This window comes from Bradyrhizobium betae (assembly GCF_050632175.1).
GTDB classification, from domain to species: Bacteria; Pseudomonadota; Alphaproteobacteria; order Rhizobiales; family Xanthobacteraceae; genus Bradyrhizobium; species Bradyrhizobium betae_B.
The window spans coordinates 2,733,113-2,757,056 of the sequence record NZ_CP192576.1 but is presented as its reverse complement, the minus strand read 5'-3'; the positions used below and the strand labels follow the sequence as shown (position 1 = coordinate 2,757,056).

General features: G+C 64.4%; 24 protein-coding genes and 2 tRNA genes. 18 read left to right on the top strand and 8 right to left on the bottom strand.

What is annotated here, in order from left to right; genetic code table 11:
- The first annotated feature begins 61 nt into the window (after nt 1-61).
- From ACQ86E_RS13340 to ACQ86E_RS13330, 3 genes are all read left to right on the top strand, one after another.
- Nucleotides 62-137 (top strand) — tRNA-Thr (locus tag ACQ86E_RS13340).
- 46 nt (nt 138-183) lie between these two features.
- Entirely contained in the window at nt 184-1,899 is a 1,716-nt protein-coding gene (locus ACQ86E_RS13335) for a hypothetical protein (RefSeq protein ID WP_431205774.1), read from the top strand.
- 109 nt (nt 1,900-2,008) lie between these two features.
- Complete coding sequence (locus ACQ86E_RS13330) at nt 2,009-2,413, top strand: hypothetical protein (RefSeq protein WP_431205773.1); 405 nt, start codon at nt 2,009-2,011, stop codon at nt 2,411-2,413.
- A 71-nt stretch (nt 2,414-2,484) separates the two neighbouring features.
- Here the strand turns inward: ACQ86E_RS13330 and ACQ86E_RS13325 are convergent, their stop codons facing one another.
- Nucleotides 2,485-3,546: a polysaccharide deacetylase family protein gene (locus ACQ86E_RS13325; RefSeq protein ID WP_431205772.1), complete on the bottom strand. Its 1,062-nt coding sequence runs from the start codon at nt 3,544-3,546 to the stop codon at nt 2,485-2,487.
- 254 nt (nt 3,547-3,800) lie between these two features.
- On the opposite strand from ACQ86E_RS13325, the gene ACQ86E_RS13320 reads away from it, so the two are divergent.
- Both ACQ86E_RS13320 and ACQ86E_RS13315 read left to right on the top strand, forming a co-directional pair.
- The gene (locus ACQ86E_RS13320; RefSeq protein WP_431205771.1) at nt 3,801-4,124 is read left to right on the top strand and encodes a hypothetical protein; all 324 of its coding nucleotides are present in this window, start codon (nt 3,801-3,803) and stop codon (nt 4,122-4,124) included.
- Nucleotides 4,125-4,334: 210 nt separating this feature from the next.
- Complete coding sequence (locus tag ACQ86E_RS13315) at nt 4,335-4,550, top strand: cysteine rich repeat-containing protein (protein WP_431205770.1); 216 nt, start codon at nt 4,335-4,337, stop codon at nt 4,548-4,550.
- Between the two features lie 48 nt (nt 4,551-4,598).
- On the opposite strand, the gene ACQ86E_RS13310 is transcribed toward ACQ86E_RS13315, so the two are convergent.
- Nucleotides 4,599-6,287, bottom strand: a complete 1,689-nt coding sequence (locus ACQ86E_RS13310) for an MFS transporter (protein WP_431205769.1) — start codon at nt 6,285-6,287, stop codon at nt 4,599-4,601.
- 150 nt (nt 6,288-6,437) lie between these two features.
- On the opposite strand from ACQ86E_RS13310, the gene ACQ86E_RS13305 reads away from it, so the two are divergent.
- From ACQ86E_RS13305 to ACQ86E_RS13275, 7 genes are all read left to right on the top strand, one after another.
- Nucleotides 6,438-7,808, top strand: coding sequence for a hydrolase (locus tag ACQ86E_RS13305; RefSeq protein WP_431205768.1), 1,371 nt, complete (start codon nt 6,438-6,440; stop codon nt 7,806-7,808).
- A 35-nt stretch (nt 7,809-7,843) separates the two neighbouring features.
- Nucleotides 7,844-9,211 (top strand): cytochrome P450, encoded by a 1,368-nt coding sequence (locus tag ACQ86E_RS13300; protein WP_431205767.1) that lies wholly within the window; start codon nt 7,844-7,846, stop codon nt 9,209-9,211.
- Between the two features lie 49 nt (nt 9,212-9,260).
- Entirely contained in the window at nt 9,261-10,670 is a 1,410-nt protein-coding gene (locus tag ACQ86E_RS13295) for an adenylate/guanylate cyclase domain-containing protein (protein ID WP_431205766.1), read from the top strand.
- Between the two features lie 175 nt (nt 10,671-10,845).
- Entirely contained in the window at nt 10,846-11,334 is a 489-nt protein-coding gene (locus tag ACQ86E_RS13290; RefSeq protein ID WP_431205765.1) for a TerB family tellurite resistance protein, read from the top strand.
- Nucleotides 11,335-11,576: 242 nt separating this feature from the next.
- Nucleotides 11,577-12,356, top strand: coding sequence for an SDR family NAD(P)-dependent oxidoreductase (locus ACQ86E_RS13285; RefSeq protein WP_014438914.1), 780 nt, complete (start codon nt 11,577-11,579; stop codon nt 12,354-12,356).
- A gap of 116 nt (nt 12,357-12,472) precedes the next feature.
- Nucleotides 12,473-13,267 (top strand): glutamine amidotransferase, encoded by a 795-nt coding sequence (locus ACQ86E_RS13280; protein ID WP_431205764.1) that lies wholly within the window; start codon nt 12,473-12,475, stop codon nt 13,265-13,267.
- Between the two features lie 138 nt (nt 13,268-13,405).
- Nucleotides 13,406-14,218, top strand: coding sequence for an enoyl-CoA hydratase (locus ACQ86E_RS13275; protein ID WP_431205763.1), 813 nt, complete (start codon nt 13,406-13,408; stop codon nt 14,216-14,218).
- Between the two features lie 109 nt (nt 14,219-14,327).
- Here the strand turns inward: ACQ86E_RS13275 and ACQ86E_RS13270 are convergent.
- Nucleotides 14,328-14,403 (bottom strand) — tRNA-Ala (locus ACQ86E_RS13270).
- A gap of 204 nt (nt 14,404-14,607) precedes the next feature.
- On the opposite strand from ACQ86E_RS13270, the gene ACQ86E_RS13265 reads away from it, so the two are divergent.
- From ACQ86E_RS13265 to folD, 3 genes are read left to right on the top strand one after another with little or no spacing between them, the layout of a single operon-like run.
- Entirely contained in the window at nt 14,608-14,898 is a 291-nt protein-coding gene (locus ACQ86E_RS13265) for a YggT family protein (protein WP_007598721.1), read from the top strand.
- 15 nt (nt 14,899-14,913) lie between these two features.
- Nucleotides 14,914-15,258 (top strand): DUF167 domain-containing protein, encoded by a 345-nt coding sequence (locus tag ACQ86E_RS13260; RefSeq protein WP_431205762.1) that lies wholly within the window; start codon nt 14,914-14,916, stop codon nt 15,256-15,258.
- A 10-nt stretch (nt 15,259-15,268) separates the two neighbouring features.
- Complete coding sequence (gene folD, locus ACQ86E_RS13255) at nt 15,269-16,153, top strand: bifunctional methylenetetrahydrofolate dehydrogenase/methenyltetrahydrofolate cyclohydrolase FolD (protein WP_431205761.1); 885 nt, start codon at nt 15,269-15,271, stop codon at nt 16,151-16,153.
- Nucleotides 16,154-16,194: 41 nt separating this feature from the next.
- Here folD and ppa read toward each other — a convergent pair whose 3' ends face one another.
- Together ppa and ACQ86E_RS13245 are read right to left on the bottom strand one after the other, a co-directional pair.
- Nucleotides 16,195-16,731, bottom strand: a complete 537-nt coding sequence (gene ppa / locus ACQ86E_RS13250; protein ID WP_014438919.1) for an inorganic diphosphatase — start codon at nt 16,729-16,731, stop codon at nt 16,195-16,197.
- 178 nt (nt 16,732-16,909) lie between these two features.
- Entirely contained in the window at nt 16,910-17,419 is a 510-nt protein-coding gene (locus ACQ86E_RS13245) for a GNAT family N-acetyltransferase (protein WP_431205760.1), read from the bottom strand.
- Between the two features lie 265 nt (nt 17,420-17,684).
- On the opposite strand from ACQ86E_RS13245, the gene ACQ86E_RS13240 reads away from it, so the two are divergent.
- Both ACQ86E_RS13240 and ACQ86E_RS13235 read left to right on the top strand, forming a co-directional pair.
- A complete protein-coding gene (locus tag ACQ86E_RS13240; RefSeq protein ID WP_431205759.1) occupies nt 17,685-18,584 on the top strand; it encodes an alpha/beta hydrolase family protein in 900 nt (299 codons plus the stop codon).
- Complete coding sequence (locus ACQ86E_RS13235; protein WP_431205758.1) at nt 18,584-18,991, top strand: thiol-disulfide oxidoreductase DCC family protein; 408 nt, start codon at nt 18,584-18,586, stop codon at nt 18,989-18,991. The genes ACQ86E_RS13240 and ACQ86E_RS13235 overlap by 1 nt, the downstream gene beginning before the upstream one ends.
- Before the next feature lie 43 nt (nt 18,992-19,034).
- Here ACQ86E_RS13235 and ACQ86E_RS13230 read toward each other — a convergent pair whose 3' ends face one another.
- From ACQ86E_RS13230 to ACQ86E_RS13220, 3 genes are all read right to left on the bottom strand, one after another.
- Entirely contained in the window at nt 19,035-20,282 is a 1,248-nt protein-coding gene (locus tag ACQ86E_RS13230; protein WP_431205757.1) for a flavin monoamine oxidase family protein, read from the bottom strand.
- A gap of 190 nt (nt 20,283-20,472) precedes the next feature.
- The gene (gene typA / locus ACQ86E_RS13225) at nt 20,473-22,299 is read right to left on the bottom strand and encodes a translational GTPase TypA (RefSeq protein WP_431205756.1); all 1,827 of its coding nucleotides are present in this window, start codon (nt 22,297-22,299) and stop codon (nt 20,473-20,475) included.
- A gap of 297 nt (nt 22,300-22,596) precedes the next feature.
- The gene (locus ACQ86E_RS13220) at nt 22,597-23,367 is read right to left on the bottom strand and encodes a Crp/Fnr family transcriptional regulator (RefSeq protein WP_431206465.1); all 771 of its coding nucleotides are present in this window, start codon (nt 23,365-23,367) and stop codon (nt 22,597-22,599) included.
- A gap of 184 nt (nt 23,368-23,551) precedes the next feature.
- On the opposite strand from ACQ86E_RS13220, the gene ACQ86E_RS13215 reads away from it, so the two are divergent.
- Nucleotides 23,552-23,935, top strand: coding sequence for a response regulator (locus ACQ86E_RS13215; RefSeq protein WP_431205755.1), 384 nt, complete (start codon nt 23,552-23,554; stop codon nt 23,933-23,935).
- Nucleotides 23,936-23,944 lie beyond the last annotated feature (9 nt).

The window sequence follows — 23,944 nt, the reverse complement described above, 5'->3', positions numbered from 1 at the left end:
CATGCCCGATATCAGAAGCGCGCGTATCGGGGCCGGCATCGCCCGGGCCCCGGCAGGGTTAGCCGCAATAGCTCAGTTGGTAGAGCACGTCATTCGTAATGACGGGGTCGGGGGTTCGAATCCCTCTTGCGGCACCAGCGCTCCAATTCATCCAATCGTCATAAGCCGGCATGTGCAGCCGCGTTGCACGCGCTGACGGTGTCACTACGATGCGCTGGCGACGAACTGCGCGTGATGGGGCAAGTGGTGGGCACCGACAACAGGGACGGGACAACGGGCCGGAACGCATGGTTGCGACTGTCTGGTCTCGCCATTCTCGCCTTGGGCATCACCGCCATCGTCGCTTCGCGGTCGATCGAAGCCTCGCAGTTGCACGGCCGGCTATCCGTTCCTCCGCTCTATGATGACATTTCATATTTTCTCGACGCCGTGCAGTGGATGAATGCTGCAAAAGATCAGAGTATCTTCGCCAGCTTCTGGGACTTGCTGCGTCAGCACGCGCCTTTCTCGTCGCTGGTGGCCATCATCGGCCTCGGGCTTTTTCCCGGCAGCTTCATTGGCCCCTATCTGGTCCACGCCGTGGTCGTCCTTGCATTCCTGCCCGGGATCGTCTGCCTGATCTGGCGCAGACCCGTGCTAGAAATCGCGGCGGGCTTGATTGCGGCATCTTGCGTGCCGGTCGTGTGGCACACGGTCACCGAAGCACGCCCCGATCTGCCCTCGGGTCTTGCCATTGGCCTTGCCGCCGGAGCGATCGTTCATCGCGGCGTGCTCGATCGCAGCGTACGGTCGCTCGCCGCCCTTGGCGTCGCCTGTGGGCTGGCCGCCAGCATCAAGCCGACGGCGTTCCCCGCCGCACTCGCATTGCTCGGCAGCGCATTTGCGATTCGGCTGTTCGTCGATTGCATCCAGGCCGGGGGATTGCGGTTATCGAGCCGTGCTGCGTTCAGCGCGCTGCTGTGGTTCGTGGTGCTATTGATTGCAACCACGGCGGCGTTGATCGGGCCCGCTTTGGTCGAGACCGTCACCTACATCTTCAATGTATTCGTCGGTCAGCGTGACCTCTGGGCTACGGGCGAAAGCTTCTGGACCGGATTGCTACGCTTCTCGATCGGTGGCGAAGGACAGTTCGGCCTGCACTATTGGTTCGCCATCGGGCTGATCTTGATGCTGCTGCGCCTCGTGCTCGCGGCCATTCACGGTAAGGCCGCACTGCTGGATGCAATCGTTCTGCTCGCGGCTGTTCTGATCTCCTACGCCATTCCCTCGGTGGCGGAGATCAAGACCTATTATTTCGGCGCGATGTTCTATGGCCTGTTCATCGTCGCAATAGTGCTCAATGGCTGCGTGAGTTTCGCGCTTGTTGAAGAGCTCCTTGCCCGTTTCGGTTTCGGAAACGACATCCGCCGCACCACGCTCACGGTTGCTCGGGTGCTGGTGCTGGTAATTGCTGCCCAGTTTTTTGTCCGGCACGTGGTCATCGGCCAGATCAGTACGGCGACGCGGCTGAGCGCGCAGCAGCAGGAGAGCATACGCGCTGCGACCGAGCGTCTGTGGTCGCTGCTGCGCGACATGAAGTCGGAGCAGCCCGGTCCTCTCATCGTCGGCTTCTCGAGCCCCTATCCGGTCACGTCAGCGACCATTCACCTCTATGCGGCCCAGGCGAAAATGAATCTCGTCATACGTAACGAGCTGTTTCACCGGAACGCGCAGGCGACCGGGGATGCGCTGTTGAAGTCGGAGGTCCTCGTGCTCTCAAGCTCGATTCCGCACACACTGGTCGGGCCGCGCGTCGGCGACGAACTCATTGCCCGCATGGATGCGCAAAAGGGGCTCTGCCTGCTCGACTCCATGACATTTCCGGACGTGACCCTGCGGGTCTACCGGCGCGGATGTTGACCGCGGCCGGGCCGGTTCGAACGGACTGGCAGTTCGTGTGAGGCTGATCACATAATCCCGGCCGCATCTCCCGTAATGTCCCGGTTACGCAAACACGGGGAGATTTCACATGCGCAAGATCATTCTGGTTGCCGCCATGGTCCTGGCTTCCGCGTCTGCCCATGCGGGCGACCGCAGCCTGTCGACCTCCGCGGCGACGGACCACAGCGCCGCTTCGCAAGCTGCGTCGACATCGGGCACCACGACGCAGATCAGCGAAGTCGCGCCTGCCGCCGAGGCTCCGAAATATGTCGATCGTCCGCCGGCAATCCCGGCTCCTCCGGCCGCGACTCCCGCCGCTGCCCCTGCGCCCGCTGCAACGGCCGCTCCTGCCGTGACGACGACGGCTTCAGCGCCGACCACAACTCAGCCTGCGACGAAGGCATCGGCGAAATCCAGCAAGCCTAAGCACCAGCGCGCCTGGACCGAGCGCCGAATCATCAGCGAGCTGCATCGCCACGGCATCTATTGGTAAGTCGCCACTTCCTCCCAAAGCAAATGGCCGGGCGAAAGCCCGGCCATGCGCGTGTCGAAGCGGTGGTCTCGTTACTGCGAAACCGTCTGCACAACGCTTGAGATCGGACGCGTGGTCGTGTTTGCGGTCGGCACCTTCATATCCTTCAGCACCGCCTCGTCATATTCCGGCAGCGACTGGAAGGTCGTCTTGGCCTTGATCTGCACGATCTTGTAACCGCCGGCCTTCAGCCGCGCGAGCAGCGTCGGCAGCGCCTCGCCCGTGTGCTTCTGGAAGTCGTGCATCAGGATAATTCCCTTGCCGCGCTTGTCGAGCTTGGTCATCACCGTCTCGACGATCTTTTCCGGGGTGGCGCCCTTCCTGAAGTCGAAGGAATCCAGATCGGTCGACCACATCGCGACGTTGCGGGTGCCGAGATAGCTCACCATGGCCGGATTGTGCTGAAGCTGCGGGAAGCGGAAGAACGGCGCGGGGTTGGTGCCGAGTGCGAGCTTCACGGCGCTGAACCCCTTCTCGATCTCGTCCTTGGCCTGCTGCTCCGTCAGCTTCTTGCTGTTGAGATTGAGATGCGACCAGGTGTGCGTGCCGACCGTATGGCCCTGGGCCAGCACCTGGCGCAGGATTTCCGGATGCCAGGACGCGTGCTTGCCGACCGAGAAGAACAGGCCCTTGGTGCATTCATCCGCGAGCGCCTTCAGCACCGCAGGCGTGTTCACCGGCCAGGGGCTGTCGTCGAAGGTCAGCACGACCTCCTTGTCGGTCAGGAAGTCGAATTGCTTGAAAGTTTCGAAGCCGAAGCCGGGGCCGCCGGTGGTGTCGATCTCGACCACGCGGGAAACGCCCAGCGCGTTCGGATTGGCGCAGGCCTGCTTCGGCTGCACCGGCATGGCCGGAGCGGGCGCAGGGACCGCTGCCTGAGCCATTGCCGTCGGTTTGGCCGCGATCGTCGCGGTGGTTGAGACGTCATCCTTGGCGGCGAGCTTGGCCGGTGCCGGCAATGGATCGGCGGCACGGGCGGCAATTGTCTTGGGAGCGCCCTGATCGGCGATCGAGGAATAATAAAACCAACCGCCGGCGGCGATCACGACCGCCGCAACTACACTGGCCAGCATCAGGCCCAACGCATTACGCATCGCTACTCTTTCCAATTACGCAACCAAACCGGCGGATTTTCCCGCGCGCCCGGTTATTAATGCGAAGGAACAGTTAACGTGACACCAACACGACACCGTTTGCGCCGGTTTTTCAGCAGGGTGCGCCAACGTGACCGATGTCACAGTTGAACGGTGGCCCGTGACCGTCATCACAGTCGAAAGTGTTTTGCTGGAGCATCGTCAGTCCCATCAACAACGGGCGTTCGCCACGGCGGCGCCAATGGGAGCTTCAAATGACCACCTCGCTGAACACCAAGTCGTTCTCTACCAAGTCCCTGACCAGCAAGATCCGCGATACCAGCCTGGCTCTGGGTTTTGCCGCCATCGTCTCGATCGTCGCGACGACCTCGAGCTTCGCCTTCTCGGCCGAAGCGCAGCAGCAGTGCACGGGCGATGCCTTCCGCCTGTGTTCGGCGGAAATCCCCAACATCCCGAAGATTACGGCGTGCATGATGAAGCACCGCTCGGATCTGAGCGCCGGCTGCCGCGCCGTGATGGACAAGGATCTCGCCAAGGGCGCCTCACGCAAGGTCGCTGACGCCCAGGACAGTCAGTAAGAGACAGTCAGTAAGACACAGTCAGTAGAAGACAGCCAATAAGCGCGCGCGACGCATCGCGCATCGTCATCGAGCTCCCCTCGCGATGTGCCCCGGCGTCAAGCCGGAGCCACGCGGCGGCGCCACGCAGCCTGCCAATAAAGCCGTTGCGGCTGACAGATCGTCGCACTAGCTTCGCCCGCACATCTTCCGGGTAAGAGGCATTACGCGATGACCAGATTTCTTTTCATTGTTTCTTTGCTCCTGTGCGCATCGGGCGCATCGGCGCAGCACCAGCCAGGACAGGACGCCTGCGCGCGCGATGTCACGCGCTTCTGCCGTGCCGTGATGAACAATGGCGATGGCGCCGTGCTCGCCTGCCTGAAGCAGAATCGCGCGAAGCTGAGCAAGGGCTGCGAAAAGGTGCTGACCGATCACGGGCAGTGATCGTCATTTCGGGCTCGCGCCTGACGGCGCGCCCCGGAGTGGCAAGACCTACGTGCTGCTGCCCGCCGCGGTCGCGACCACGGGCAGCACCTCGGCGCTGGCGCGATCCGGCGTCTCTTCCTTCCAGCGCACCGATCCAAACGGACGCTCCAGCATGCGGCGGATCCGCACCGGATCGGGGCCGACGTGGAAATCGATCGCCTGCTGATGCAGCGCGCGCTCGGATTGGGTCGAGCGATTGCGCTGGCGCAGATAGTCGAACCAGGTCGGGCAGTGATAGCGCTCGGTCCACAATTCGGGATCTGCGATGTCGCGTGCGATCGACCAGCCATAGGCGCCGTTGCGCTGCCGGGAGAGCTGCACGTCCTGCATCACGTTGTGGAAGGCGCGCGCGTTCTCCTGGGCGACCCGGTATTCGATCTCGACCACCAGGGGGCCGCTGCGGCCGGTGAGCGACAGCTTCACCTCTGGATCGGCCAGCACATCGGCGTCCTCGTTGCGGGCGCCGACGCGCGGCATCGTGAGCCAGAGTCCGAGCAGCGGCGAGATCAGCATCAGGCCGGCGGCCGTCAGGAGCGCGATTTCGACGCCGGCATAGTCGGTGAGATGGCCCCAGCCCCAGGCGCCGATCGCGATGCCGCCGGAGATCGAGGCCTGGAACGCCGCGAGCGAGCGGCCTGCGACCCAGCGCGGCGCCGAGAGCTGCACGCCGATATTGAACAGTGCGATCGCGGCCATCCAGACCGCGCCCGCGAGCACCAGCGCCGCTGCGGTGAGCACCGGCTCGTTGCTGACCGCGAGCGCTGCCATCGCGAACGCCATCGAGATGGTGCAGGCGCGGATCGCGGCCTCGCCGCTCATGCGCTTGCGCAGTTCGTGAATGTTGAGCGCGCCGATGACGGCGCCCATGCCGAAGGCGCCGAGCATGATGCCGTAAGTCTGCGCGCCGCCATGGAGCAGGTCGCGCGCGACCAGCGGCATCAGCGCCATCACGGCGCCGCCGATCAGCCCCATCACCAATGTGCGCAACAGCACGATCTTGATCGGCGGCGAATTGGTGATGTAGCGGAAGCCCGAGACCATGGCGCGGTTGAGCTTTTCCCGCGGCAGGCGCGACGGCTCGGTGTTGCGCCGCCACAGCAGCAACACCACCAGCAGCGGCAAATAGAGGATCGCATTGCAGGCGAAGGCGGCCACCGCGCCGAGCGAGGCGACGATGACGCCGCCGACCGCGGGACCGAAGCTGCGCGCGATATTGTAGCTGATGCCGTTCAGCGCGACGGCCGACGGCAAGGCTTCGGGCGGAACCTGCTCGCTGACCGAGGATTGCCACGCGGGTCCGAACAGCGCATTGCCGCTGCCCACCACGAAGCAGAAGACGAGCAGCGTTTCCGGGGTGGTCAGTTGGAACCAGGCCAGCACCGTCAGCGCGGTCGCACCGATCAGCGCGATCGCGAGCGAAATCAAGGTCACGATACGGCGGTCATACATGTCGGCGATGGCGCCGGCCGGCATCGAGATCAGCATGATCGGCAGCATCAGCGCGGTCTGCACCAGTGCGACCTTGTCGGCTGAGGCCGCCATCTGCGTCATCGCCCAGGCCGCGCCCACGCCCTGGATCAGCAGGCCGAGATTGGAGAGCAGGCTGGCGAGCCAGATGCGCCGGAACAAGGTGTACCGCAGCGGGGCGGTGATGCCGTCGGCCGCAATTTTCTGACGGTTCGTCTGCTCGGTCATATCCCCTTCCATATCGGATGGCAGAAGTGCTCTGGGAGCGGTCCTTGGGTGATTCCGGCAGGTTCAGTGATGCCTGTGAAAGTCCTTCGCTGTCCAGTGGTTAGGCCGGTATAAGCGGTGCAAAGACTCGAGCTTTCCCGGGAGGAACACATGAAGCTGTCGCGACGCACAATTCTGCAGGGAGCGGGCAGCTTGCCCTTCGCAATTGCGAGCTTGCGGACAGGCGCGCTGGCCCAGACCGCGCCCGCCGCGCAAAGCGCCGAGGTGCCGCCCATCCTGTTCGTTCACGGCAATGGCGACTACGACGCGCTCTGGATGACGACGCTGTGGCGGATGGAATCCAACGGCATTGCGCGCGATCGCATGATGGCGATCAATTTCACCGATCCCAATGCGCGCAGCGACGACAAGGTCGAGCAGGCGAACCGCTCCTCGACCGAGGACCAGCGCCGCGAGCTCGCCGCCGCCATCGCCGAGTTGAAGCGGCGCACGGGCGCGTCCCGCGTGGCGCTGGTTGGCAGTTCGCGCGGCGGCTATGCCATCCGCAATGTCATCAAGAACGGCGGTGCCGCGGATGTCAGCCACGCCGTCCTGTGCGGCACGCCCAATCACGGGGTGTTCGCGACCGACGACCAGCCCAACAGCGAATTCAACGGCCGCGGTGCGTTCCTGCGCGGTTTGAACGAGGGCGAGAGCGAGGTCACGCCGGGCACGGCCTTCCTCACCCTGCGCAGTGACGGCATGGACAAGTACGCGCAAGCCGACGGCCGCTTCATCGGCAAGCCCGGCACATCGACCGGCGTCACCGTTGAAGGCCCCGAACTGAAGGGCGCGACCAATCTGGTGCTCGGCGCTCTCGATCATCGCGAGGTGGCGTTCCACCCCAGAGCCTTCCGCGAGATCTACAAGTTCATCGTGGGGCGCGAGCCCGCACGGATCGCGATTGTGCCGGCGCAGAGCGTCGGGTTGAGCGGTCTCGTCACGGGCACGCCGGGCGGCGTGCCGACCAATCGGCCGGTGGCGGGCGCAACCGTCGACATCTTCCGCGTCGACCCCGAAACCGGTGAGCGCAAGGGCAATGCCGTGCATAGCGCGAAGACCGGCGCGGACGGCCGCTGGGGTCCTGCGCAGGTCGAGCCGTCGTGGTCGCTCGAATTCGTCCTGACGTCGCCGGATGCGCCGATCACGCATATCTACCGCTCGCCCTTCGCGCGCTCGTCGGACGTTGTCCATCTGCGCGCCGCGCGCCCGCTCGGGACGGCGGACAAGGACGCCGGGGCGGTCGTGATCATGTCGCGGCCGCGCGGCTATTTCGGGCTGCCGCGGGACGTCGTGCTGCTGGACGGCAAGGAGCCCAAGGACGTCAAGCCGGGCGTGCCCACGGATTCGGCAACGACCCTGCGCCTTCCGGCGAGCGAGATCGGGCGTAACATCGTGGCCCAGTTCGGTGAAGAACGAATTGTGGCACGTCCCTGGCCTGCCTCCGAGAACAGGATTGCGATTGCCGAACTGACTTATTAGCTATTTAACTGCGTCACATCCCTCGGGAGGGAGCCATGAATATCGCCAGTGTGCGCCGGCCCATCGTCCCTCCGACCCCGCCGCGTGCGCCCGATGACATGTCGTTCCTCGGCCGGATCGCGCTCCTCCGGCAGAACATGATCGCGACCTGGGGGCAGCGCGCCTATGAGGAAGACGTCATCAAGGGACGCTTCTTCCTGCAACACAGCTTCATCCTGAATCGTCCGGATGCGATCCGGCACGTGCTGCTCGGCAACTATGAGAACTACACGCGCACGCCGGCCGGCATCCGCATGCTGCGTCCCGTGCTCGGCGAAGGCCTCCTGATCGCGGAAGGCCAGGCCTGGACATTTCAGCGCCGCACGCTCGCGCCGGCCTTCACGCCGCGCGCGACCGCGAACCTCGTTCCGCACATGACGGCGGTGCTGGACGAGACCATTGTGAAGCTCGATGCGCAGTCGGGCGCGCCGGTCGACCTGCGCGAAATCATGCAACGCATGACGCTCGAGATCGCCGGGCGTACGATGTTCTCGTTCGGCATGGACCGGCACGGCCCGACCTTGCGCAACTTCGTCGTGGAATATGGCGAGCGGCTGGGACGGCCGTATTTCCTCGACATGCTGCTGCCGGTGTCCTGGCCGAGCCCGATGGATTTTCCGCGCGCTCGTTTCCGCAAGCGCTGGACCGAATTCGTTGCGATGCTGATCGCCGAGCGGCGGGCCGCGGGCAAGAAGGACGGCGCGCCGCCGCGCGATCTGTTCGATCTCATGGACGCGGCGCGTGACCCCGAAACCGGCAAGGGCTTTTCCGACGACCAGCTCGTCGACGAGGTCGCGACCATGATTCTCGCCGGTCACGAGACCACCGCGACGGCGCTGTTCTGGGCGCTCTATCTGCTCGCGCTCGATCCGGACACGCAGGAAGAGGTGGCGTCCGAGACAGGCGGCGAACATCTCGACAGCATGGCCGACATCGATCGTCAGAAATTCACCCGTGCGGTGATCGACGAGACGATGCGGCTCTATCCGCCCGCCTTCCTGGTCGCGCGGGCCGCGCGGGAGAAAGACAACGCGGCCGGCGTCGAGATCGGCAAGGGCGACATCGTCATGATCGCACCCTGGCTTCTGCACCGGCACGAGAAGCTGTGGGACCAGCCGAACGCGTTCATTCCGAAGCGTTTCATGTCGAAAGAGGCGCCCGATCGTTTTGCCTATTTGCCGTTCGGCGCCGGCCCGCGCGTCTGCATCGGCGCGCCGTTCGCACAGGCCGAATCCGTGCTGGCGCTGGCGCGTCTGATCGGCGCGTTCCGCGTCGAGCTTGCCGACAGCATTCCCGTGATCCCGCATGGCGTCGTCACGACCCAGCCGGATCGTTCACCCCTCTTTCGCATCACGCGTCGGTGACGGACGTTGGTCTGGCCGACGGCGTGATCCATCTTGATAGAGTTACGCCATGAGCGACATCCAGGCCCAGTTCTCCGTTCTGAAGCAGACCGCCGACGCGAAGGTGGTCGATGCGATCGCGCGTCTTATCGACGATGGCGAGGATCACGAGCTCAACCGCGTCAATGTCCTCGATTTTTCCAGGAAGCACGATCTGGACGAGGAGCGGGCGATCTCGGGCTTCCTGCATTCGGCGCGGCTCGGGCTGTTCGATCTCGGCTGGAATGTGCTGTGCCCGGGCTGCGGGGGCGTGCTGGGAGCGCATTCGACCCTGAAGGCGCTCAAGCCCGACGACTATCACTGCGCGCTCTGCGCCTGTGGCTACAAGGCCTCGGTCGACGATCAGGTCGAGGTCTCCTTCACCGTGAACCCGCGCGTGCGGCGCATCGCGGCGCACGATCCTGATACGCTTCCCGTGTGGGATTATTTCAGGCAGGTGTTCTGGAGTTCCGGCGTCGATTTCAACAAGGACTCGTTCGCGACGCTCGCCAACGAGGTGACGCTCGATACGATGGAGCTGCCGGCGGGCGAAAAGGCGACCATGTCGCTGCAGCTGCCGAACGATTTCATCATCATCTTCGAGCCGGTGACGCACGCCGCTCATTTCATCGACATTCAGGGGGAGCCGACCAAGGACCGTCAGCAGCTCGCCATCATGTACAACAAGGTGCAGGCCCCGACGGGGACCACGACCATGCGGCCGGGACCGTTGCGGCTGTCGCTGGAGAACCAGGCCGGCGTGCGCGTGCTGCCGTCGGTGTTCATCGCGGCCGAGGCGCTTCATCATCTCATCGGCAAGCGCAAGCCGTTCCTCACCGCCAAGCGGATGCTGTCGAACCAGACCTTTCGCGACGTCTTCAAGGCGGACAATCTCAGCCTCGACCAGCGCCTGCAGATCACGTCGCTCACCTTCCTGTTCACCGATCTGAAGGGCTCGACCGCGCTCTACGAGCGCGTCGGTGATCTTGCCGCCTTCGATCTCGTGCGCGCGCATTTCCACGCGCTGCTCGAGATCATCTCTTCCGAGAAGGGCGCGGTGGTGAAGACGATCGGCGATGCCGTGATGGCGACCTTCGTTCGCCCCGAGCACGCGATCGTCGCCGGCTTGCGGATGCGCGCGGCGATGGACGAGCTCAACAAGAAGCGCGGCACCGACGATCTCATCGTCAAGATCGGCATCCATGAAGGCCCGTGCCTTGCTGTGATGCTCAACGAGCGGCAGGATTATTTCGGTCAGACCGTCAACATCGCCGCCCGCGTGCAGAGCCTGTCGACTGCGCAGGAAATCCACATCACCGGCCCGGTGCTGGATGCACCGGCCGTGGCGGAGGTGCTGAAGCAGCACGAAATCAGGCCGATCCAGAAGCAGGCCGCGCTACGCGGCATCGCCGACAAGATGGTGGTGTACGAGATCCCGTGAGCCTTAACCGGTCATTCCGGGTTCGCGCTTCGCGCGCCCCGGGATGGCGGTGCCCGGATTGCCGAAACGTAATGCAGCGCGCGGAACTGACGCACGTTGCGCCGGTTGAGTTTCCTGCTCATATAATGCTGGTAACGCCGCACTCCAGCGGCTTCATCGATTTCGGGTGGACCCCATGCTCGACGGCCTGCGCCAATTCATCGCCGACATTGTTGCGCCCCAGGACGGGGACCGCGCATTCGGCGACAGCGACTACCGGCTGGCGGCGACCGCGTTGCTGGTTCACGTGGTCTCGCTGGACGGTCAGCCGACGGCGGCCGAGCAGCGCAAGCTGCACAATTTGATCGAAAGCCATTTCGGGCTCGATCGCGGCACTGCGGATCGGCTGATCGCGGATGCGACCCAGGTCGAGGGCGAGGCGGTCGACCTCTATCACTTCACCAGCGTCATCATGCGCTCGCTCGACGAAGACGGCCGCAAGCGCATCGTCCAGATGATGTGGGAGCTGGTCTATGCCGACGGCCAGGTCACGGAGTTCGAGGACAACGTGGTCTGGCGGGCCTCCGACCTGCTCGGGATTTCGCAGCGCGACCGGATCGACCTGAAGCATGCGGTCGCGGACCGGGTCGGTGGCCAGGTCAAGGACGGCGCTGTCGGCGGCTGAACCGCGCCACCCCGGCCATATTGCCGGTTGTGCAGACCACATGACGAAACTTTAATGTAGCTCGGGCCGCGGGGGTTCCGGATTCGCTTCCGAATCCGCCGTTTTCCTGCTTTCCCTGTCGCCCGCTCAAGCCGCCATGCTGTCAGCGCCGCTTGCCTGTCGCGCACGGCCTATGCTCTCGTTCCGTCATTGCCGGGCCAAAAAACTTCAATTCAAGAGACTTGGATCAAGAGACTTCGATCGTGACTGAACGGGTAACATTGATCACTGGTGCCTCTGCGGGCATAGGCACGGAGCTGGCGCGTGTGTTCGCCGCGAACGGACACCGACTGGCGCTGACGGCGCGGCGGGCGGACCGACTGGAGACGCTCGCGAACGAGCTCGCTGCCAAGGGCGGCAAGAAGCCGATCGTGATCGCCTGCGATCTCCAGCAAGCCGACGCCGGCGAGAAGATCGCCGCCGCGCTCGCCGCCGAAGGCGTCGAGCTCGATCATCTCGTCAACAATGCCGGCTTCGGCGTGTTCGGCGATGCGATCGAGTGCGATCGCGCCGAACAGGTTGGCATCGTCGATGTCAACGTCCGGGCTCTGACGGATCTGTCGCTGCGATTTGCCGATCAGCTTATCAGGAACAAGGGCGGTCTTCTCAACGTCGGATCTGTCGCCGGCTTTCTGCCCGGCCCCGGCATGGCCGTCTACTACGCGTCCAAGGCCTATGTGATTTCTCTCACCGAGGCTTTGCGGGCGGAGCTCGCGCCGCGCGGCGTTCGTGTCACGGTGCTTTGCCCGGGTCCGGTGCCCACCGAATTCCAGGCGCGCGCCCGGGTCGGGTCCGGACACAATACGGCGCTTCTCAATGTTTCCGCCGCCGATGTTGCGCGCGAGGCCTATCGTGGGCTGATGGCCAACAAACGGGCAGTGCTGCCCGGCCTCGGCATCAAAATCGTGCCGTTCGCGCTGCGTTTCTTCCCGCGCGGCTTCATCCTGTCCGCCACCAGTCGGTTCCAGCGGCAGAGGCACTGAAGCGTCCGGCGTGGCCCGGAGCTTGCTTCGTATCGAGCGTGTGTGCGCGAACTCACACGTTGTTAACCATCGCTTAGCTATGCTGATGGTCTGAACCGATAGCACTCGCAGAGGCCATGTCGTTCCGGACGGACAGGTTTGTTGGCGCAGAGGTGGTGCCCTTCGCGAAAAGGACGCCGGGCACGGCCGCCTCCGAAACGAAGTTGCCGGTTCTCATCATTCTGCATCAGGAATCTTCGACGCCCGGCCGCGTGGGCAATGCGCTCCGCGCGCTCGGCCATCGCCTCGACATCCGCCGTCCCCGCTTCGGCGATCCCCTGCCCGAGACGCTCGACCGGCATGCCGGCGCCGTGGTCTTCGGCGGCCCGATGAGCGCGAACGATCCCGACGACTACGTCCGCCGGGAGATCGACTGGATCGAAATTCCGCTTCGCGAGCAGCGCCTGTTCCTCGGCATCTGCCTTGGCGCGCAGATGCTGGCGATGCAGTTAGGGGCCCGCGTCGCGCCGCATGCGCAGGCGCTGACCCAGATCGGCTACTACCCGATCCGCCCGACCGCCGCGGGGCACGCGCTCTGCCCGGCCTGGCCGGCGCAGGTCTACCACTGGCATCGCGAAGGCTTCGAGCTGCCCGCTGGCACTGAGCTGCTTGCGGAAGGCGATGATTTTCCGGTTCAGGCGTTCCGAACGAGCAATGCCTTTGGCGTGCAGTTTCATCCTGATGTGACCTACGCGATGATGCATCGCTGGACCACGCGCGGCTATGACGGTCTGAGCGCGCCGGGCGCGCGGCAGCGGCATCATCATTTCGCAGATCGTGCCGTCTACGATGCCGCCGAACGCGCCTGGCTCGCCCATTTCATCGACGGCTGGCTGGCGTGCCGGCCGGTGCTGGCCCAAGCCGCCGAGTGATCGCGGCTTCGCGCAGATCCTTCGCCCAAGTCCTACGCATAAGTCCTTGGCGCAAGCCCTTGCCTCATCCCTGGATATGCTAGGCTCGCTGCCAACGAGCGCGCGCGAACGCGTGCCGGCAGGCAAAGGGAGAGCGTCATGGCCTATGAACACATTCTCTATGAGGTGAGCGACAAGATCGCGACCATCACGCTCAACCGTCCCGACCGCATGAATGCGTGGACGCCGATCATGGAGCGCGACGTGCGCCATGCGATGGAGTCGTCAAGTGCCGACGACAATGTCCGCGTCATCGTGCTCACCGGCGCGGGCCGCGCCTTCTGCGCCGGCGCCGACATGGATGCGCTGAAGGGACTCGATCCCAATGACGTCAGGCGCGCGTCGAATTTGCCGCCCTTCGACATGAACCGCCGTCCGGACTGGCAGACGCGCTACGGCTTCTATCCGTCGATTGGAAAACCGGTCATCGCCATGCTCAACGGCGCCACCGCCGGCATCGGCCTCGTCCACGCGCTCTATTGTGACCTGCGCTTTGCCGCCGACAACACCGTGTTCACGACGGCCTTCGCGCGGCGCGGCCTGATTGCCGAACACGGCATGTCCTGGATGCTGCCGCACATCGTCGGCCACGCCAATGCGATGGACCTGTTGCTCTCGGCCCGCCGCGTGGGAAGCGACGAGGCGCTGCGGATCGGCCTGGTCAACCGGCTCTGCTCGCCCGAGAAACTGCGCGAGGAGACCTATGCCTATGCGCGTGACCTCGCGGACATGGTTTCCCCGAGCGCGATGGCCGTGATCAAGCGGCAGCTCTACGAGGTGCCGTTCCAAACCCTGGCCGAGGCGACGATCGAGGCCAACCGGGAGATGATGGTGGCGCTGAACGGCAGCGATTTCCGGGAGGGCGTCGCCAGCTTCATGGAGAAGCGGCCGCCGAGGTTCACGGGGAAGTAGAGGGGAACTTCGAACAGTCCGTCTTTGCCCTTTGGGCTTCGCCGGACACCACGCTTCGCCCTTCAGGCTCCGTCGTGGCTGCGCCACGCGTAGCCCGAAGGGCGAAGCGTGGTGGAGCCAGGCGGGATCGAACCGCCGACCTCGTCATTGCGAACGACGCGCTCTCCCAGCTGAGCTATGGCCCCTTTGCTGGCCGCTCTGGTTAATGCGGCCGACAACCGGGCGCCATTTAAGTCCCCGGCAAGGTCAAGTCAAGGACGGGTGTAAGGGCGGTTTTAGCCCTCCCGGCACCGACTTCCCTTGTTTGGGTCGGGGGGAACCGATATCTAGCAAAAGGCGTCAATCCTGACCGCAGCCAGAGTTTTCAAAAGCCAGAGTCTGCAAAAATCATGCGTGCCGTTCTCGACATCGTCATCATCGTGCTCGACCTCTATGTCTGGCTGCTGATCGCCTCCGCGATCCTGTCCTGGCTGATCGCCTTCAACGTGGTGAACACCCGCAACCAGTTCGTTTCGGCGGTGGCGGAGTTCCTGTACCGGATCACCGAGCCGGTGCTGGCGCCGATTCGCAACTTCCTGCCCAGCCTCGGCGGCCTCGACATCTCGCCGATCATCCTGATCCTGCTCATCATGTTCATCGAGCGGGTGATCCTGTATTACATCTACCCGAACGTGATCTAAGCAGGCGGGAGCGCCTTGGTTGCGAAAGAAGCTTTCAAGGAGCCCTGGCGCTATGCGGCCTCAGGAATCAGCATCGCGCTGCGGGTGACGCCGCGCGGCGGCCGGGACGCCATCGACGGGATCGAGCAGTTGGCCGACGGCCGCAGCGTGCTCAAGGTGCGGGTGCGCGCAATCGCCGATGGCGGCGAGGCCAACAAGGCCGTTCTGGTGCTGCTGGCGAAATCGCTTGGCGTGCCCAAGGCCGCTGTAAGACTGCTATCCGGAGCGACATCGCGGCTGAAGCAGATCGCGGTCGACGGAGATCCGGCGCGGCTCGGCGAAGCCCTGCGCCAGCTCGCATCAGCCAAATCGACCGACTGAGGGAACCGCCATGGCCGCCAAGATCATCGATGGAAAAGTCATTGCCGCGGAGCTCCGTGGCCGCGTCGCCGACGAGGTCGCCCGCGTCAACCGCGAGCACAATCTGGTGCCGGGTCTGGCGGTGGTCCTGGTCGGCAATGATCCCGCCAGCGAGGTCTATGTCCGCTCCAAGCACACCCAGACCCAGGCCGCGGGTATGGCCTCGTTCGAGCACAAGCTGCCGGCCGACGTATCGCAGGCCGACCTGCTGGCCCTCGTTGCAAAGCTCAACCGTGATCCCGCCGTGCACGGCATCCTGGTGCAGTTGCCGCTGCCGAAGGGGCTGAACACCGAGGCCGTCATCAACGCCATCGACCCCGCCAAGGATGTCGATGGCCTGCATCCGAACAACGCCGGCCGGCTGGCGGGCGGCTTCGAGGCGCTGTCACCCTGCACGCCGCTCGGCTCGATCATCCTGACCAAGAGCGTTCACGCTTCGCTCGAAGGCATGAACGCGATCGTCATCGGCCGCTCCAATCTGGTCGGCCGCCCCTTGGTGCAATTGCTGCTGAACGAGAACGCCACGGTGACCATCGCGCATTCGCGTTCACGCGATCTGCCCGGGCTCGTGAAGCGCGCCGACCTCGTCTATGCCGCTGTCGGCAAGCCGGAGATGGTGCGTGGCGACTGGCTGAAGCCGGGCGCGACCGTGATCGACATCGGCATCAACCGGATTCCGAAGGAGGATGGCAAGACCCGCCTCGTCGGCGACGTCGCCTATCAGGAAGCACTCGCTGTCGCCGGCGCGATCACGCCGGTGCCGGGCGGCGTCGGCCAGATGACCGTGGCGTGCCTGCTGGTGAATACGCTGCGCGCGGCCTGCGCGATCGCCGGGCTGCCGAAGCCGACGGTGTAGGTTTTTCCCCTCGCCCCGCAAGCGGGGCGAGGAAGCAGGCCTCAGCCCTTCTTTTTCTTCTCGCGCTCGATGCCTTCGAGGATCAGCTTCTGCGCGTCTTCCGGGCCGCCCCAGCGCAGGATCTTGACCCACTTGCCTGGCTCGAGATCCTTGTAGTGCTCGAAGAAATGCTGGATCTGCTGCAGCGTGATGTCGGGCAGATCGGAGTACGACTTCACCTTGTCGTAGCGCTGCGTCAGCTTCGACGACGGCACCGCCAGGATCTTCTCGTCGCCGCCGGCTTCGTCCTCCATGAACAGCACGCCGACCGGGCGCACGCTCATGACGGCGCCGGGAATGATGGCGCGGGTGTTGATGATCAGCACGTCGCAGGGGTCGCCGTCATCGGACAGCGTGTGCGGGATGAAGCCGTAGTTACCGGGGTAACGCATCGGCGTGTAGAGGAAGCGGTCGACCACCAGCGTACCGGCTTCCTTGTCCATCTCGTATTTGATCGGTTCGCCGCCCACGGGGACTTCGATGATCACGTTGACGTCGTGGGGGACATTTTTCCCGATCGAGACCGCATCGATACGCATTCAAGGCTCCGTTGTTGCCGAGGTTAAATCGCGCCCGGCAGCGATTTTGGCGCTGTCATACGCGGGCTTGGCCCGCCGATCCATCGCGTTTTTGTGAAATAATGAATCCGGCGATCACCGGCTCAAGAGGCAACGGTGTCGACAGATGGGGAACGCTGCCGGCCAGAGTTTCAGCAGCTCAATTGGTCCAGGCGAAGGCAACCTTGTCGAGCGGCTTCGTCCCGAACCGCTCCGACGAGCGCGCCACCATGCGGCCGCCCAGCGCCCGATAAAACTCGGTGGCGGGATCGTTGTCCGAGAGCGCCCACACCACCATGCTCTTGAGGCCGCTCTGCATCAGGTCGCGGCGCGCGGCGGTGAACAGACGACGGCCGAAGCCGAGGCCCTGAAATTCGGGACGCAAGTACAGCTCGTAGATCTCGCCGTCGAAATGCAGGCTGCGGGCGCGGTTGCGGCCGTAATTGGCGTAGCCGGCGATCTTGTCTCCGAATACGAGCACGCTGACGCGGCTGCCCTTGCGGATGGCGCTGTCCCACCACTGCGGACCGCGGCGATTGATCAGCTTCTCCAGCTCCCCGCCGGGAATGATGCCCTGATAGGCGGAACGCCAGGCTTCGTCATGGGTGGACGCCACCGCAGTTGCATCTGCAGCTTTGGCCGGCCGGACCTCGATCAGGGTTGTGCTCATGGGCGTGATCAAACCAAGTCGCCGCGCCGGCGGCAAGACCTATCGTTAATTATCGGTTAACCTGTGGACTTTCTGCATCAGTCTCTGGTCTTTGTGTACCGAAAAAAGACAAGGCGCCATTTCGAATGGTACCGGCCTGCCATGCGTCGGTCCAAAACGGCCTTGCCGCAACGAATGAACGGCGATGACGACGCAGAAAGTCCGCCCGGAATGATTCGTTCCGACTAGTCTGGATGTCGCGTCCATATTCGCCCTTCGGCAATTCATGCGGCTCTTCAACGCACTTCCACTCCTGCCTCTGCTGTTCCTGCTGAATGCGCCGCCTCTGTGCGCACAGGTCACGCTTGGGTCATCGGGAGCGGAGGGCGAACCGTTTCGCCGGCAAGAGTGGCGTGTGCCGTCACCTGATGCCGACACCGCCGCGCATGCGCTGCTGTTCCGACCGCCCGGCACGGGTCCGTTTCGGCTCGCGGTCATCGCGCATGCCACGACGCAGAACGTGCTCCGTCGCGCGCAAATGCCGCAGCCGGAATACCGTGCGCTTGCGGCGTTTCTGGTCACGCGCGGCTTCGCCGTGCTGGTGCCGGAGCGGCTCGGCCATGGCGCAACCGGCGGGCGCTATGTCGAGGACCAGGGCGGCTGCGACGACGCGGATTATGCGCGTTCTGCGCGCGCCACCGCCGACGCGATTTCGCGCGCACTGGAGTTTTTGCAAAAGCAGGATTTTGTTCGCAAGGATGCCGCCGTCGTGATCGGCCATTCCGCCGGCGGCTGGGGCGCGCTGGCGCTGGCCGGCGCCGATCCAAAGATGATCTCCGCGATCATCGCGTTTGCGCCGGGGCGCGGCGGCCATGCCAATGATGAAGCAAACCGGATCTGCGCGCCGCAAACGCTGCTTGCGGCCGCGGCCGGGTTCGGCAAGGCGGCGCGCATTCCGGTCACATGGCTCGTTGCGGCCAATGACAGTTATTTTGCGCCGGTGTTTTCGCAAAAATTGGCGGATGCGTTTCGCAGCGCTGGCGGCAAGGTCGATTTCCGTACGCTCCCAGCCGCGGGCAGCGAAGGCCATTGGATGATCGAACTCGAGGCCGGCGTCAAAGCCGCCACCGGCGCGCTCGACGCCGCTCTTAGCCAAGCCACGTCTGCGAGGTCGAACAAGCCGTGATGCCAAAATGGCCCGACGATGACGTGATCCTGTTCGACGGTGTCTGCATCTTCTGCTCGCGCTGGGTTCGGTTCGTCGCGAAGCGCGATAAAGCCAAGCAGTTTCGTTTCACGCCGATCCAGTCGGACTACGGCGCGAAGCTCGCGCGCAATCTCGGTATCGATCCCGATGACCCCGACACCAATGCCGTGGTCCATGGCGGCGAGGTGTACATGAAGTCGGACGCTGCGCTGACGGTGTTGTCGCAGCTCCCCGGTTGGGGTTGGGTACGCACGCTGTTCGCCGTGCCAAAATCGCTGCGGGACCCCGTCTACAGCCTCATCGCGCGCAACCGCTACCGCATCTTTGGAAAGTACGATGCGTGCCTCATTCCCGATGCAGATTTGCGGGCGCGAGTGATCGAGTAACCCGCCATTGCGAGCGCTGCACTCGCAATGACGGAGTGTGTGGCTACGGCCTGCTCAGAGCGGCGAGCACTTCCTGTGCCGCCCGCTCCCCGCTATCCTTCGCCCCATGCGCCGTCGTGAAAAAATTCGGCGACGTCGCTTCTCCCGCGAAGAACAATCGCCCCTCCACCGGCGCAGCCAGCACCGCGCGATTCCCCGCATGCCCGGGCAGCGCGTGCGAATACGAGCCTCTCGCAAACGGATCATGGGCCCAGCGTGACTCGTAGAGCGGCTTCAGCTTGCGGCGGATGTCGTTGCCGAGAAAGCCGGCGATCTCGTCGATGCTGTGTGCCGCGATGGCGCCTTCGCCGGCGTCTTCGAGTTGGCGGGCAAAACTTCCGCCGAAAAAGCCTTCGATGCAGGGCTGGCCGAACGGGCGGATGTGATAGGTGCCCATCTCGGTGCGCATGGTGGCACCGCGCAGGTTTCCTTCTTTCGGGAAAGCCTCGGCGTCGCTGAGCGCCAGCGTCACCTTGTCGTCGACGCCGAGCGGTAGGCCGGCCGCCGCGTCGACCTTGGCGGGCAGTGGCGGCGAAAAGCGGATTGCCTCTCCCGCAATGAGATTCGTGGGCACCGTGACGATCACCTTGTTGGCCGCGAGCGTGCCTTGCGATGTCTCGAGACGGACGCGCTGGCCAGAATGATCGATCAGCGTGACGTTGCAGTTGAGCGCCACCGGGCAGCGTGCGCCATAGGCCGTAACAAGCGCGCCGTAGCCGCGGCGGACGCGCCAGTTGAGGTCGGTGTCCTCATAGGCGTCCCAGTCCAGCGTCGACATGTCCTTCAGTTCGCAGCCGTTGATGTAGGTGGAGACCGCGTCGATCATCGGATTCCAGCGATTGCCGGGCTCCAGGCTCCGGCTCGCGGGCTCGTCCATGCCCTTTTGCGCGGTCTGCCAGAGACGCTGATAGAAGGCGTCCATGGCGCGCATGAAATCGTCGCGCTCGCCTTTCGGAAACGCATTGCCGAAAGCGCGCTCACGCCAGGGCGGCAGGTCCTTGTTGATCTCGAAATCAAGCTCGCGCGCGATCGCGACGAAGGAGTTCTTGTCGGCCGAGTGTAGCCAGCCGCAGCCGACGTCGAAAGTGACTTCCGGAGAGGCCTGTACGGTCCAGGCCCGGCCGCCGAGACGGTCGCGCGCCTCCAGCACGATCACGGAGAGGCCGGTGTCTCGCAGCGCATGCGCTGCGCCGAGGCCGGCGGCACCGGCGCCGATGATGGCGACGTCAACGGATGACGGGAGGGAGCCCATGGGCGGGCTCTAGCACGTTCGCGGAGAGTGCTGAAGTCACCACAAGGCGAACTGTCAGCGCCCGCCTTGTGCGCTTTTGCACACTGGGGCGGGCGATCCAGTATCCAGAGGCAGTTACTATAGAAGCGAGAGGCCGCGGCGTACTGGATTCCCGGCTTGCGCGGGGAATCCAGAGAGCGAGAACCGCAGCTTAAGCCACCGCTTCCTTGGACTTCTCCGCGCGCTTGCGCTCGTTCGGATCGAGGTGCTTCTTGCGAAGGCGGATCGACTTCGGGGTGATCTCCACCAGCTCGTCGTCCTCGATATAGGCCAGCGCCTTTTCCAGCGTCATCCGGATCGGCGGGGTCAGCCTGACGGCTTCGTCCTTCGAGGTGGTGCGGATGTTGGTGAGCTGCTTGCCCTTCAGCACGTTGATCTCGAGGTCGTTGTCGCGGGTGTGCTCGCCGACGATCATGCCCTTGTAGACCTTCCAGCCCGGCTCGATCATCATCGGGCCGCGGTCTTCCAGTTTGAACATGGCATAGGCCACCGCCTCGCCCTGGTCGTTGGAGATCAGCACGCCGTTGCGGCGGCCCTGGATCGCGCCCTTGTAAGGCAGGTAGTTGTGGAACAGGCGGTTCATGATCGCCGTGCCCTTGGTATCGGTCATCAGCTCGCCCTGGTAGCCGATCAGGCCACGGGTCGGCGAGTAGAACACCAGCCGCAGGCGGTTGCCGCCGGACGGACGCATCTCGATCAGCTCGGCCTTGCGTTCGCTCATCTTCTGCACGACGACGCCGGAGTGCTCCTCGTCGACGTCGATCACGACTTCCTCGATCGGCTCCAGGGTCTGCCCGGTCTCCGGGTCCTTCTGGAACACGACGCGCGGACGCGACACGGAGAGCTCAAAGCCCTCGCGGCGCATGGTCTCGATCAGGATCGCGAGCTGCAATTCGCCGCGGCCGGACACTTCCATCGCGTCCTTGTCCTGGGCTTCGACCACGCGCAGCGCGACGTTGCCCTCGGCCTCGCGCAGCAGACGGTCACGGATCAGGCGGCTGGTGACCTTGTCGCCTTCGGTGCCGGCGAGCGGTGAGTTGTTGACGATGAACGACATCGACACCGTCGGCGGATCGATCGGCTGGGCCTGGATCGGGGTCTCGACCGTGGGATCGCAGAAGGTGTCGGCCACGGTGCCCTTGGGCAGGCCGGCGATGGCGACGATGTCGCCGGCTTCCGCGATCTCGACCGGCTGACGCTCAAGGCCGCGGAACGCCAGAATCTTGGAGATGCGGCCGGTTTCCACCAGCTTGCCGTCACGCGACAGCACCTTCACGGCCTGGTTCGGCTTCACGGTGCCGGACGCGATACGTCCGGTGATGATGCGGCCGAGATAGGGGTTGGCTTCGAGAATGGTGCCGAGCAGCCGGAACGGGCCTTCCTCGACCACCGGCGGCGCCACGTGCTTGATGACGAGATCGAACAGCGGCTGCATGCCGACGTCGTGGGAGGCGTCGGGCGATTCGGCCATCCAGCCGTTCTTGCCCGACCCGTAGAGGATCGGGAAATCGAGCTGCTCGTCGGTGGCGTCGAGCGCCGCGAACAGGTCGAACACCTCGTTGACGACTTCGGAGATGCGCGCGTCGGGGCGGTCGACCTTGTTGATGGCGACGATCGGCTTCAGGCCGAGCTTGAGCGCCTTGCCGACCACGAATTTGGTCTGTGGCATTGGGCCTTCAGCGGCGTCGACCAGCACGATCACGCCGTCGACCATCGACAGGATGCGCTCGACCTCGCCGCCGAAATCGGCGTGGCCGGGGGTGTCGACGATGTTGATCTGGGTGTCTTTCCATTGCACCGAGGTGCATTTTGCCAGAATGGTGATGCCGCGCTCGCGTTCCAGATCGTTGGAATCCATGGCGCGCTCAACCTGGCGCTGGTTGTCGCGATAGGTGCCGGATTGCTGTAGCAGCTTGTCGACCAGTGTCGTCTTGCCGTGGTCGACGTGGGCGATGATGGCGATGTTGCGGAGGTTCATGCGTGAGCTTCTTTGCGGTCGGACAATGGGTTAAGCGCGATCTCGCCGGTCAAGCCGGGACCTCTTCACGGACAACGCTGAAACGTGGAAAACGGGGCCTATTACGCCCAAAAGGGCCGCTCGGCTAGATCAGCCGGGCACCCTGTACGTTTGCAGCGCAATATAGGCAAAAACCGCCAAAAAACAATGCGTTCTTTCGGGGTTGGTTGATCGAATTTTGCCCGGGAATCCCCGGGACTTAAGGGCAAACCCGTCCGAAACCGGCCATTCCACCGGGGACGGGCACCTCGATCAGCCCTATACCGGGCTGGGGGCCGCTCCCTCCGTCGGGTAGACCCCGCGCAGCACTTCCTCGAAATGCAGCTTCACGGCGTCGTTGCAGAGGCAGGCGCGCAGGCGCAGGCCATCGTGGTTGCGGACCAGGATCGAACCGCGCCGGGTGTCGAGCACACCCTCGGCCTTGAACGACTGCAGCACGCGGCTGGCATAGCTGCGGCCGACGCCGAGCAATGTCGCGAGCTGCTCATGCGTCAGCGGCACGCTGCTCTCGTCGCCGGTCCGTTCCATTGCCGCGAGGATCCACTTCGCCGTGCGCTGCTCGATCGAGTGAATGGCGTTGCAGGCGGTGGACTGGAAGATCTGCGCCAGCATGCAGTCCGCGTAGCGGGCGAAGATGTTGCGCAGCGACGGGGAGCGGAGCTTGGCCGCTTCCAGCTTGGCGACGTTGATGCGCGCAAACGGCCCGCCGAACTTCACGCAGATGCGGGTGTAGGCCGGCAAAAAGCCTTCGCTGACGATGCCGCCCACCGCGCCTTCGCGGCCGACAAGAATGGTCTCGACATCGCGGCCGTCTTCATTGGGGACGAGAAATGTCGCGAGCGCCGGTCCGCATGGAAAGTGCACGACCTGGACATCGTCGCCGGGACTGTAGAGCAGCTCGTTGGCCGCAGTGTCGTCCACGATGATATGCGGCGCGAGCAGCGCGTAGTCCGCCGGGTTCAAACGCCGCAGCAGATTGTTGGCCGGACGGCTGCCGACCTCGGTTGTCTTGCTGGTACGCACGTCCATCGTCATCCTCTGCTCTCCTTGCGACAGTAGCGAGTTCCGTTCTTCGGCTGTGTGCACAAGTGGACAGACGGGGAAACTGTTGTGTGGTGAGTTTCGTTCCGGGAACCCTCCGATGCGCCGGTCTCGGGCGTCGGAGCGAGGCTGTCCTGATCGGAAAATGATGCAGACCTCGATAGCCAGGATCATGATACCTGCTTCCCCGGACGGCTTGGCCGATGTCCCCGCCGATGTTCTCATCGTCGAGGACGATCCGATCATTGCGATCGATTTCGAGGATCGCCTGCTCGGATTTGGCGTGACGAGTGTGCGCACCGTGGGATCGGTGGCGCAGGCGCTGGCCGCGATTGCGGCCCGTGCGCCGGACTTCGCGCTGCTCGACGTCGAGCTTGGTCGCGAGAAGAGCTTTGCCGTCGCCGAGCGGTTGACGGCGGCGCAAATTCCCTTCGTCTTCGTGACTGGCTACGGCGCCGAGACCAGCATCCCGGCCCCCTTCAAGGCGCGATCGCGGCTGCAGAAGCCCTGTTCGAGTGACGCCCTGGAGACCGCGCTCCGCACGCGCGGCGCCTGATCACCCGTT